The 12127-nt window shown below is 43.3% G+C and carries 13 protein-coding genes and 1 riboswitch; of the genes, 12 read left to right on the top strand and 1 reads right to left on the bottom strand.

Going from position 1 to position 12127, the window contains the following annotated elements; translation table 11 throughout:
• Window positions 1–23 precede the first annotated feature (23 nt).
• From L7D49_RS18820 to L7D49_RS18810, 3 genes are all read left to right on the top strand, one after another.
• A complete protein-coding gene (locus L7D49_RS18820; RefSeq protein ID WP_238083836.1) occupies window positions 24–551 on the top strand; it encodes an RNA polymerase sigma factor SigX in 528 nt (175 codons plus the stop codon).
• Window positions 552–1757: a hypothetical protein gene (locus L7D49_RS18815; protein WP_238083833.1), complete on the top strand. Its 1206-nt coding sequence runs from the start codon at window positions 552–554 to the stop codon at window positions 1755–1757.
• Window positions 1758–1836: 79 nt separating this feature from the next.
• Window positions 1837–1967, top strand: a riboswitch (FMN riboswitch).
• A 198-nt stretch (window positions 1968–2165) separates the two neighbouring features.
• Entirely contained in the window at window positions 2166–2747 is a 582-nt protein-coding gene (locus tag L7D49_RS18810) for an ECF transporter S component (protein WP_238083830.1), read from the top strand.
• Window positions 2748–2840: 93 nt separating this feature from the next.
• On the opposite strand, the gene L7D49_RS18805 is transcribed toward L7D49_RS18810, so the two are convergent.
• Window positions 2841–3101, bottom strand: coding sequence for a ferredoxin (locus L7D49_RS18805; protein ID WP_238083827.1), 261 nt, complete (start codon window positions 3099–3101; stop codon window positions 2841–2843).
• A gap of 108 nt (window positions 3102–3209) precedes the next feature.
• Here L7D49_RS18805 and L7D49_RS18800 point away from each other — a divergent pair, with 108 nt between their 5' ends.
• From L7D49_RS18800 to L7D49_RS18760, 9 genes are all read left to right on the top strand, one after another.
• Window positions 3210–4247: a YpbB family protein gene (locus tag L7D49_RS18800; RefSeq protein ID WP_238083825.1), complete on the top strand. Its 1038-nt coding sequence runs from the start codon at window positions 3210–3212 to the stop codon at window positions 4245–4247.
• Window positions 4244–5683, top strand: coding sequence for a RecQ family ATP-dependent DNA helicase (locus L7D49_RS18795; RefSeq protein WP_238083802.1), 1440 nt, complete (start codon window positions 4244–4246; stop codon window positions 5681–5683). The genes L7D49_RS18800 and L7D49_RS18795 overlap by 4 nt, the downstream gene beginning before the upstream one ends.
• 77 nt (window positions 5684–5760) lie before the next feature.
• The gene (locus L7D49_RS18790; RefSeq protein ID WP_238083800.1) at window positions 5761–6456 is read left to right on the top strand and encodes a LysM peptidoglycan-binding domain-containing protein; all 696 of its coding nucleotides are present in this window, start codon (window positions 5761–5763) and stop codon (window positions 6454–6456) included.
• A gap of 95 nt (window positions 6457–6551) precedes the next feature.
• Complete coding sequence (locus L7D49_RS18785; protein WP_238083798.1) at window positions 6552–7346, top strand: metallophosphoesterase; 795 nt, start codon at window positions 6552–6554, stop codon at window positions 7344–7346.
• Window positions 7347–7360: 14 nt separating this feature from the next.
• Window positions 7361–8371, top strand: a complete 1011-nt coding sequence (locus L7D49_RS18780) for a YpdA family putative bacillithiol disulfide reductase (protein WP_238083796.1) — start codon at window positions 7361–7363, stop codon at window positions 8369–8371.
• Between the two features lie 62 nt (window positions 8372–8433).
• Window positions 8434–9108 (top strand): glutamic-type intramembrane protease PrsW, encoded by a 675-nt coding sequence (prsW, locus tag L7D49_RS18775; RefSeq protein ID WP_238083794.1) that lies wholly within the window; start codon window positions 8434–8436, stop codon window positions 9106–9108.
• A gap of 141 nt (window positions 9109–9249) precedes the next feature.
• Window positions 9250–9990 carry a spore cortex-lytic enzyme gene (gene sleB / locus L7D49_RS18770; RefSeq protein WP_418895911.1) on the top strand — a complete coding sequence of 247 codons (741 nt, stop codon included), beginning with the start codon at window positions 9250–9252 and terminating at the stop codon, window positions 9988–9990.
• 68 nt (window positions 9991–10058) lie between these two features.
• Window positions 10059–11345, top strand: coding sequence for a PepSY1/2 domain-containing protein (locus L7D49_RS18765; protein WP_238083792.1), 1287 nt, complete (start codon window positions 10059–10061; stop codon window positions 11343–11345).
• A gap of 82 nt (window positions 11346–11427) precedes the next feature.
• Window positions 11428–12072: a flagellar brake protein gene (locus L7D49_RS18760; protein WP_238083789.1), complete on the top strand. Its 645-nt coding sequence runs from the start codon at window positions 11428–11430 to the stop codon at window positions 12070–12072.
• Window positions 12073–12127 lie beyond the last annotated feature (55 nt).

Raw genomic sequence — 12127 nt, 5'->3', positions numbered from 1 at the left:
AATGTATTGAACGGGGGGATTTTGTGGATGACTCCGTTTTCCACAGGCTATATGATCAATACCATCAAGACGTCTTCAATTTTTTAATCTATTTGACCGGTGACCGATCCCAATCAGAGGATTTGATGCATGAGGTTTATATTCGTGTATTGAAAGCGTACGCGGGCTTTGAAGGGAAGAGTTCAGAAAAAACCTGGCTCTTCTCCATTGCCAAAAACGTCGCGATCGACCATTTTCGCAAGAAGACTGTCCGTCAAAAACATGTTTTTGATACGTTTGATTGGGAAAAGAGCGAATTGATGTCTTCAGACCGGTCCCCAGTTGAAATTGCCGAGTTGAATGAGGAAATGAAACAAATGCTTAAAGCTTTGGACACCTGCACGGGAGATCAAAAGATGGTCATCGTCATGCGATACTTTCAAGATTTCTCGATTGCAGAAACGGCGGAGGCGCTTGGGTGGACAGAAGGAAAAGTAAAAACGACGCAGCACAGGGCGATTAAAACTTTGCAGAAGAAGTTACAAGCTCTTTCGGCAGAAGGGGGAAGATGAATGGCGAATAATAATTGGAACGACGACAAACTAGAAAAACTCCTTCACTCCATGCCGAAAATGGAAGACCATCGATCTGCTGAAGACATTTTAGCCCGGTTAAAGAAAGATGAGCGACTGATAGAACCCAAATCACGGAAACGAAAAGTACGTAAATGGGTGCCGGCATTCATTGCCATTGCTGCCATGCTTGTCGTCAGTCTGTTGATCCCTTCCATGCTTAGGCAGAACGAAGGAGCACTGGAAAGTGAAACAGAGCAGGCGGAAGTCGAGCTCTTTAATCAGAAACGTTCGATGGATATGTCTGACGATCAAGGGCAAACAAGTGAAGCGGCTATGGATAGTGCGGAAAAAGCAGATACGCTTTATACAATGGCCTCTGCGATGCATAGCCATATTGTGTTGCCGGATGAAATGGTTAATCAATACCCGCTCCATATCGGCCTCATCCATTCGGCTAATGTGATTCCTGTTACCGTTCTTCTACCAACAGAACAGGTGGAGAACGACATGAAGGACCAAAATCCTGACAGTGTCGCCTTATACAATCAGTACGCTGCAAAGGTTCCTGAAACTGATCTTGGATTTGATGACTATCATCCATACAAAGGAAAGATCTATGAGTCCGGTGATACCGTACTAAATGAGGTGCCTGCCGATCACGGGTATGATCTGGCGGAAGCGACGATTGCTAACTATTTCGATTCAGCGAAGGAGACATTTACAGATAAAAAGTTTTTCCAAGTCGTGGATGAAGCAGGCAAGCCGGCTGAACTCGGTCCAGTTGGAAAGGCAGCTCCAGTGCCGCTTGACAGGAAATTGCCGTATTACAAATACTTGATGCCATCAGGTGAAATTTATTTGATTCCATATGAAAATGGTGACACCAGTACAGTATCCGATGCGCTGCTCGCCATGAAAGATCCACAAAATGATATTGTTGAGAGTGTTGTACCTGCTCAATTGGACTATAATGTCTCAGTAGAAAAAGACGTTGCCATCATTTCATTTACTGAACAACTTAATTTAGATTCAATCGATCACGCAGTATTAAATGAAATGATTGAAGGGTTCATGCTGACAGGAAGCAATTTCAATATATCCATTCAACTGAAAAATACAATACAAACCCAATTTGGTAAGTATGATCTGACAAAACCGCTGCCGATTCCGGTCGGTGCCAATCCGGTTATACTGCCCGAGTAACAGCTCGAGAAGCTCTTGTAAACTGGAATGTTTACAAGAGCTTCTTTTTTGTATACAATAGTGATGTAATAAAATATTGATTCATCTTCGGGGCAGGGTGCAATTCCCGACCGGCGGAAATGGAAGGTCACTTCCTAGCCCGCGAGCGTAACAGCTGATTCCGGTGAGATTCCGGAGCCGACAGTATAGTCTGGATGGGAGAAGGTGAAGGTATGGCCGTCTTTTTGTGTTGTCCGCAAAAAGAGAGGTTATTTAAGTATGGGTCCAAATCATTTTTGATTTTTGGATACCTTTATTTAAACTTGCCTTCCCCTGAAGCGAACGCTTTAGGGGATTTTTTATGACAACACAATATTCGGTTCAGCCTTTCCTCTTTTTGAAGTGAATCGCAAAAGGAGAGAGGAACAAATGAGCAACAAAAAATTGCGAAAGATGATTCTCATCGCAATGCTTGGGAGCATCTCGACTGTACTGATGCAGTTGAATTTCCCTTTACCAGCATTACCGCCATTCTTGAAAGTCGATTTCAGTGAAATTCCCGCTGTATTGGCGATCATGACAATGGGGCCGATAGCAGGTATTTCGGTAGAGTTATTGAAAAATGTATTGTATTGGTTTATGTCCGGAAGTCCTACGGGAGTTCCAGTTGGTGAAATTGCCAACTTTACAACAGGCGTCCTGTTCATTATGCCAATATACTATATTTTTAAAAGAGTACAATCGACAAAAGGTTTGACAGCCGGACTTATTATCGGAACGGTTTCCATGGCTGTCGGCATGAGTGTATTGAATTATGCGGTCTTTTTGCCAATGTATTCGTATTTCTTGAATATGCCACCATACGTGGGAGATGCCATGTTCGATGTCATCGTCAAAGGCATTTTACCATTCAATCTTATAAAAGGCGCTTTGTTGATGGTTGTTTTCCTGCTCTTGTATAAGAGCCTGCATAAATGGATTTCCAAGCAACAGCATCAATTAATGGCGTAAAACAAACAAGCCGGCGAACTGGATCATCCCAGTTTGCCGGTTGTTTTTGTTCATAAAAAATTCGAAAGCTCCTGGAAGCTTTCGAATATCTTATCAGTCCTCGTATTTCAATGGATCGCCTTCAAACGGTGCGTCCGCCACTTTAATGGAATCGGTCGGGCATCCGTCAAATGCATCTTCCATATCCTCCAGCAGTTCTTCTGGAACTTCTGTATTCCCCATGTTATCATCAAGAATAACGTATGCGATACCTTCATCATCGTAGTCATAGATGTCTGGTGCTGCTGCGCCGCATGCACCACATGCAATACATGTATCTTGATCAACAATTGTATATTTTTTGCAAGTAGACATTGATGTTCTCTCCTCTTTTCTCCGCGCTAACTATCATTGCTCCCATACCATTCTAAATCTGTTTCGGGTAGTTTTCAACAATAAAACATCTTAAAAGGGGAAATGGGCATGGAGTTATCTTCACTCATCTTGTTCATGGTGTCAAAAATGAATGGCGAACGCTCGAAAAATGCATGTTTGCATATCTTGCGTGGAAAAAGATCTGGTCAAACATTACAGGACGTCCAATATTTTAATTTGAAGCCGTTCTTTTCAATCCTTACTAAATTGGATGCGGAAACATATGAAACTCAGCTTCATAAGTTACTTGCAGAGTCCTATGTAAAGGAATCCGACGGAAGGCTCTATCTTACCAAAACAGGCTTGCACAAGGTGAATGAACTGGATCCTTGCTATTTTAACGGATGGGACTATCGTGGAAATGAAATCGTCTTCTTTAATCGGTTGGCACTCGCCATTCAAACGATTTCTTATTTCAAGGAAGGGATCAAGTCGTTCATGCCGATCCAGACAGACCGGGAAGTTCAAATTTTCGTCAAAGGAATGGCACGGCATTTACCGCTTGAGAATAAAGAGTTTCCAAGAAAGATTGCCGTCGAGTTAAAGAAAGCACTTCAGGCAAGCGGGATGAATGATAAGCAAAAACTGATACTAGTGAGCCGGCTGTCCGGCTTTTCTATCACAGGAAGAACATGGGATCAATTAGCGGAGGAATTACAAATGTCGCCTCTATCCATCTATTTGGAGTTTATCGAGGGGTTGCATAGACTGCTGGATGTCATCCATGAAGACCATGCATACCCATTTTTATTACAAGCTGCTGACGGAGTAAAAAGTTCATTATACTTGACCGAATCTGCCTATCAAACGAGACGGCTGTTTGCGAAAGGGATGAATGCCGAGCGGATTGCAGCAGTCCGGGGCCTGAAAATGAGTACAATAGAGGATCATTTTGTGGAAATGGCCATTAATGATAAGACTTTCCCATTAACAGACTTTGTGACATCCGAGCAGGTGAATGAGGTAGTTTTAAAAGTAGAGGAATTGGGGACTAGAAGATTACGAATGTTAAAACAAGAGTTTGGCGAATTGAGTTATTTTCAACTACGTCTAATACTAGGCTCCAAGTTGGGAGGCGGCAAATGACAGACTTGCAAAAGTTGCTGTATGAGAAATTTGGCTACCGTGATTTTCGGCCTGGACAGGAAAACGTAATCCGATCGGTAATGGAAGGTAAGGACACAATCGCTATCTTGCCAACCGGAACAGGTAAGTCGCTTTGTTACCAATTGCCTTCGTATTTGTTAAATGGCAGCACGCTCATCATATCTCCGCTAGTTTCACTGATGGAGGATCAAGCGTCTTCCATGAGGAGGAATGGTGAGAAGAGAGTCGCGGCCTTGAACTCATTTTTATCATTTCAAGACAAAAACCGGATCCTCTCCCAAATCCATTTATATAAGTTCATTTTCGTTTCGCCTGAGATGTTATTGCAGCGAAAAGTGGAAGATCGTCTGAAACAGCTGGATTTATCCTTAATAGTAGTGGACGAAGCCCATTGCATTTCTCAATGGGGGTTTGATTTTCGTCCAGATTACTTGCGGATTGGAGAGATGCTCGGCAGGAATCGGCCGCCTGTTTTGGCGCTTACAGCGACAGCAGATCGAAAGGTCATTGATGACATTGCGAAGTATTTACATATGGAAATGCCGGTTGTGGAAAGGCATTCCCTGGACAGGCCCAACATTACTTATGTCGTAGAGCAAATGGCATCTGATGATAAAACTGTTTGGATTGAAAATCGATTGGAACAGACGGCTGGACCTGGCATTATTTATGTTGCTTCCAGAAAGAGAGCGGATGAATTGGCGGCGACTCTATCCGGAAAAGGGTTCTCGGCAGCTGCGTATCACGCAGGCAAGGAGCAGGTGGACCGGTCGCTTATCCAAGAGCAATATATCCGGGGCGAGGTGGAATGGATTTGTGCAACCAATGCATTCGGCATGGGAATCCATAAAGATGATATCCGCCAAGTAATACACGAACATCTTCCAAACACGATGGCATCGTACATTCAAGAAGTGGGAAGGGCAGGACGTGATGGAAAGCCTGCATGCGCTGTTCTTCTATATGCACCGGATGATGTCAACATCACGAGGTTCATAATACAGAATGATATGCCCGACCGGATCAGCGTCTTAAACTACACAGAGTCGCTCCAAGCAGGGGAAAATCCAACAGAAGCTGCTGAAATGGCAGGTATGTCAGAAACGGCACAGCGGGTAGTCGACTTTTATCTATCACAGATGCCGGTTGAGGAAGTATGCGCAAGGTTGGACGAATTAAGGCAGAATAAAGAAATAGATTTACAAAAGATGCTAGAGATTGTTCACTCCCAAGTATGTATTAGAAAAAAGATATTGAACGCCTTTGGAGAACGATATGACGACAGCCGAATGCAGTGTTGCTCCATATGCGGCTTGACTGAAATGGATTGGCTGCGGAAGGTGGCTCCAATAGAACCGCAACGTAAATTTACCTATGCGTGGGAAGAAAGAATTGACGTTCTTCTAGGAATATAAGACTCTTGTACATTTACATTTACGACATGATTCGTCATAATATAAAGAAGAGCATGAGGCGATAGGAGAAATTGTCGATGAAAAATAATGATTATCAATATGAATTTGAAGAGCATAGAAAAGAAATTGAAATGGACAAGGAATCGATTTCCGAACTGCCGTCACGTTCAGAAGTTCATGGAAGAGGCAGACGTTCTAAAAAGAAGTCCAATTTCACTTTGATCAATACGATCTTGGGTGTCTTTACATTAATTCCAATTGTCATTTTTGGCTATGTTATTTATAATTTCTACAATCAAGATGACAAATCCAATACTGCACAAATTGAAGATAATGGTTTTCAGTATGATGTGCATTCTCCATCTCCTGGAAGCGGTGATTCGTCCAAACCAGCTGGAGCTGAGGATGAGGAAAAAGAAGATGGCAATACTGAATCAAAAGGTCAAGCAGCAGATGACAAGGAATCTGGAAAAAACGAAGCTTCTAAAGATCAGCCTGTCGAAAAGCCTGTAAAACAGGAAACGCCGAAACCGGAAAAACAGCCGGAACAGCAGCCTGAAAAGAAGCCTGAGAAAAAACCAGAGAAAAAGCAGGAAAATACCCAAGTTGCGAGTCAACAATCCGGCAAGGTCCATATTGTAAAGAAAGACGAGACTCTATACAGAATTTCGGTCAATTATTATGGTTCGGATATCGGTGTTGAAAAAATCAAGCAGGCGAATGGACTTTCTTCTAATGAAATACGGGTCGGGCAAAAACTGATCATTCCGTAATACCGTTGCATTTACTAGGTGTAAGCAGCGTGAAGTGAAAACTCGAAAGGGGCAAAGTCGAAACCGCTTTGCCTCTTTCTTATGGCAGGTGTGAAATGAAGCGATTATTGAAAGGAACCGGCATTTTTACACTGGCGGTGAGCGGCATGGCCTTTTGGATGTTCATGACTGCACGCCAGAGAAATGTAAGGCTTCACATAATGGATATTGCCGGGGGAACCCATCGACAGAAAAATTTATCTGTTTTTTTTATTTCTGATATTCATCGGCGGGTGATCGATAACCGTTTAATTAAGAAAATTAAGAAGCATGGGGACGTTGATGTTGTTATCATTGGAGGGGACTTGGCCGAAAATGGGGTCCCCATCAAACGTGTGCAACAGAATGTCGAAAAATTGGCCGCTTTAGGCAAGGCCGTCTATTACATTTGGGGCAACAATGACAGGGAAGTTGGAGAAGGGGCCATACGTCAAATTTTTGAAGCATGCCATGGCCATATTCTGGACAATGAGAATGCTCTGATTCCAGGACATCCAGATTGGATTATTGCCGGAACAGACGACCCTTCCAGTAAGAATGTCGATATTAATGCAGCACTACGAGGACTTGATCCAGACAAGTATTCCTTATGGGTCACGCATACCCCCTCTTTATTCCGTAAAGTCAGGGAACAAACGAATCCGACTGTTCTGCTGGCAGGGCATACACATGGCGGACAAATTCGGCTGGGGCCTTTCGGACTGCAAGACAAGGGGGCTTTTACGATACATGGCCAAACAGCCCAGCTTATTAGCAATGGGTATGGCACGTCCATACTTCCACTGCGATTTGGCGCACCTCCCGAATGTCATATTCTACACATACATTATGGACTGAAAGATGGTAACTGAAGGAGTTGTCAAACATGGTCATAAATAAAGATGCAATTATTGTCGGGGGAGGTCCATGCGGATTATCTGCGGCTATAGAGTTGCAAAAAATCGGATTAGATATCGTCATTATTGAAAAAGGGAATATCGTAGAGTCTATCTACAGGTACCCTACACATCAAACTTTCTTTAGTTCAAGCATTAAGCTGTCGATTGGTGATATTCCGTTCATTACAGCGAAAGAGAAGCCGAAACGGTTGGATGCACTTGTGTACTATCGGACGGTTGCTGAATTAACGAATTTGCCTATTCACAGTAATGTGACTGTGGAACGAATTCAGAAGGTCGGAGAAGGATTTAAAGTTTCTACGAGCAGTGGCGAGTATGCTTCCGATTATGTTGTCGTGGCGACCGGCTACTATGATAATCCGAATCAGCTAGGAATACCCGGTGAAGAATTACCGAATGTCTTTCATTACTTTAAAGAGGGGCACCCTTATTTTCGAAAGAAAGTGGTCGTCATCGGCGGTAAGAATTCAGCTGTGGATGCAGCGCTGGAACTTCAACGGGCAGGCGCTGAAGTTACGGTCGTTTATCGGGGAAGCACCTATTCACCAAGTGTGAAACCGTGGATTTTACCTGGTTTTGATAGCCTTGTAAGGAATGGTTTAATTCAAATGCACTTTAATTCTTCTGTAATGGAGATTACCGAGGATACAGTCACAATCGAAAAAGAGGGAGAACAATTTGTCATCGATAACGAATATGTCTTCGCGATGATCGGGTATCATCCGGATCATGATTTCTTACGGCGTGCCGGCATTCAGATTGAAGATGAAAGCGGTCGGCCCCTTTTTGACCCGGTCACTATGGAAACGACTGTCGATGGGTTATATATTGCAGGCGTCATCGCAGCCGGTAACAATGCTAATGAGATTTTCATTGAGAACGGCAGAGAACATGGCGGGCTGATCGCAAGAGATATTAAGGCAAAAAGAGATGCCAGCAACATGTCATCTGCATCTAAGGATGGATTAGTAAAATAATTGTAAACACACATCTTGTTCCAATGGAAACATGATATAATGGCGGGAAAGGGGGCCCGGTCATGATTATTTTGCTTACTGTGGCAATAGCGCCTGGCTTGGCGCTTTTCAGTTATCTTTATTTACGTAAACAAATCGCTACAGAGCCATCCAAGACGTTATTTCACACATTCATATACGGCGCCGTCATGACTTTCCCGATCCTGTTTATGCAGCATGTTTTTGAGGAAGAACATGTATTTTCCAATGAATTCATTCGAAATGCGGTGTTTACAAGTTGGCTTGAGGAATTTTTCAAATGGTTGATTTTGCTGATCGCCATCTTCAGGCATGTTGAATTTGAAGATGCGTATGACGGCATTTTATATGGGGCGAGTGTTTCCTTAGGGTTTGCGACTGTCGAGAACATCCTGTATTTGCTCACATTCGGTCTGGATACCGCCTTTTTGCGTGCATTATTGCCTGTCTCAAGCCATGCGTTATTCGGCGTAGTAATGGGCTATTATTTCGGAAGAGCCAAATTTACAACGCGTTCCAATAAAAATGGCATGCTGCTCTTTGCACTGTTTGCTCCGTTCATGCTTCACTTCATATACAATGGCATACTGGCCGTTAACGATTTTTCCTTATACTTGATCATTCCGTTTATGTTGTTCCTCTGGTGGTTCGGTTTAACGAGAGTAAAATACGCTCATACGTTTGCCATGCAGCAGTTCCGGAAAAAAGCTCAACTTTAATAATGAACCTGGTTGTCTTCAGACAATCAGGTCTTTTTTTATTCCCTCATAATTTGTTTAATTTTGGACCACACTGACAGAAAGGAGGAATCACCAGTGAAAAAAAGCATTTTAAAAACTATAGCTCTCTTCATGCTGATCATGGCTCTCTGTGGTTCATCAATGGACTCATCTCGCGCGTTCACAGCACGGGACTTGGGGAGGGGCTCAACGGGTGACGATGTAATTGAATTACAAGCCAGGCTTCAGTATATCGGCTTTTATAAAGGAACGATAGACGGGAAGTTTGGTTATGGCACTTATTGGGCGCTCCGTAATTTCCAAGATAGCTATGGACTGCCTATCGACGGAATAGCAGGAGCGAACACGAAAAAGAAACTTACTTCTGTTTCAGAGTACAACGAGAAATTTGTAATGGACAACTTAGCAAAGGGTAATCAATTTACGCATTACGGAGGGACCCCGCTTTCCGCGCAAGTGAAACAAGGAGGAGGCAAAACCGAACAAGCCCATCTTCCCTCTAAATACTCAGAGCAAGATTTGAAGTTGATGGCTAATGCGGTGTACGGAGAAGCCAGAGGTGAACCTTACGAAGGACAGGTTGCGGTGGCGGCAGTTATCCTAAACCGTGTCGAGCATCCCGATTTTCCGAACACAGTTGGCGGCGTCATCTTCCAGCCGGGAGCCTTTACAGCTGTCTCTGACGGGCAAATTTGGCTGACACCGAATGAACGGGCAAAGGAAGCTGTACTTGATGCGCTAAACGGCTGGGATCCGAGTGAGAACTCGATCTATTACTTCAACCCGATCACTGCGACGAGTAAGTGGATATGGTCCAGGCCGCAAGTCAAGAAAATCGGCCTGCATATATTCTGTCACTGATCGCACTTCATTTTAAAGGAGGTTTGGCATATTGCTGAGATCAAGTGTTTCGGCGAATTGCATAGTATATGAAAAAAATAATATTTGTATTATCATTTGCGCTCGTCGCTTTGGCTGTCTTTTCATATGATAAGGCAAAAGAGAATGACAAACTCGCTCTTGCTTTAAGCGGGCAGTACGCAAAGCGGATGTCGGATGCTTCGGAAAAACTGGATGAATTGAATATAGCGATAGAAAAGTCTCTACTTTTCAATGAATCCGATGGCTCAAAAAAAGCACGGGAGGATATTTGGCGACTGACTTCTGATATTCGTGGCTCGATTGATTCCCTTCCGTTGGATGCGAGTTTTTCCACAGCATGGAGCAATTATTTAAGCAGGGTCGGCAGTTATGCAAAAGAGGCTGACCGTTTGTCGAATTCAGGCGATTTTGAAAAGGTGATGGGCAAAGCATCGAAAAATCTGCAGCTGATGTCTACGGATTGGCAAGTTGCCACAGCAGGTCTGGTGGATGGCCGCTATTCCATGAATGAATGGGTTGAGCGGTTAGATGCGAAGAGTTCAGATGTTGATTGGTCGCAGAAAGGAAATTCAGTGAAGCAATATACAGAGAGTGATTTCCCGTTAACAGCGAGCGAGTCGGATGCCATGAAGAAAAAGGACTTGCAAAACATTACGGATCCAGAAGTTTCAAAAGATGAAGCGGTTTCGATATTCAAACAAGTGTTTCCGCAGGTGACAAACGATGTGATCGGCGTGGAGAAAAGCCAGCCCGGCGCACCGTATCCATTTTATCATATCCGTTTTGCATCGAATCAGACTGTCGGTTATATTGACATTACAGAAAAAGGCGGACATGTTCTATCCTACTTGGCAGATCGGCCATTCGGAGAACCTGCTGTTTCATTTGATGATATTAAACAGAGAACCGAGGAATTTCTTGAAAAGGCGGGCTACAGGGATGTCGTATTTGAGGAAGCCAGAGAAAATTCAAATGCCTGGCATTTTGTCTATGTAAGAGTCGAGCCTCTGCACAAGGCGAAAGTATTCTCAGATGTCATCCACATCAAAGCGGCTAAAGATACTGGCGAAATCGTTGGATTAAATGCAGCGGAGTATATTCGAAAGGAAAAACTCGAGGATCAGCCAATCGTGAAAATTAACTGGAAAACCTTCTTCCATAACGGTGTCAAAGTAGAAAAAGAAGAACTGGCATATGTTGAAAATGAGCAACTAAAGCAAAGGCTGGCATACTTCTTAACTGTCACGAAGGAAGACGAAAGTGGCATCGGCACTTACCAAGTTCTAGTAGATACAGAAACGAAAGAAGTCATCAAGACAGAAAAACTTTTCTGATTTTCTTCAATTGATCATTGGAAAACGCACCTCACCGTGACATAATAAAAGTAGCATGAGTAAATGGTAGGTGTTGATGAAAATGAGACTTTCGATCGGTTCATCGATTATTATCGATAAAGATCTTACGGAGAATAGTGAGAAGTATAAAAGCAAGGTAGTTGACCTGGGACCGGATTATTTCATGATTGATTATCCGATTCATATGGAAACAGACCGTACTGCTTTTTTCATGGATGGAACCCAGCTCTTAGTGACTTTTGTAGACCAGCATAAAATGTCATATGCCTTTCGAACTGAAGTAAAAGGCAGGATGAATCGGGGCATACCGATGCTGCAGCTCTCCTATCCAGGTGACCAGGAGTTGGTCAAAATCCAGCGCAGAGAATACGTCCGTGTGGAAACTCCAATTGATGTAGCAGTTAACGACGGCCGCGGCTTCGATCAATATGTTGCGGAGGATATCAGTGCTGGAGGAATTGCATTGCATCTTGGACAAAAAGAAGAATTTGAAGAAAATCAACGACTTTCATTGTTTATTGCACTGCCTTTTCTCAATGACGACATCTATTATGTGCGTGCAGAAGCGATAGCTGTCCGAACTTGGGAAAAAGACGGCAGAAGGCTGGCTTCGCTGCAATTTGTTGAAACGATGGATGCAGACCGGCAGCATATTATCCGTTTTTGCTTTGAACGGCAATTGCAAAGAAGGAAAGAAGCATTATAACCTTTATAGAGTTGGAAGAAACAGTGGGGAAAGTCCTTTTTGAAGGGACTTTTCC

This window comes from Sporosarcina cyprini, assembly GCF_022048975.1.
GTDB classification, from domain to species: domain Bacteria; phylum Bacillota; class Bacilli; order Bacillales_A; family Planococcaceae; genus Sporosarcina; species Sporosarcina cyprini.
Note: the sequence above shows the minus strand (reverse complement) of the source record. Positions and strands in the feature narration are given on the sequence as shown.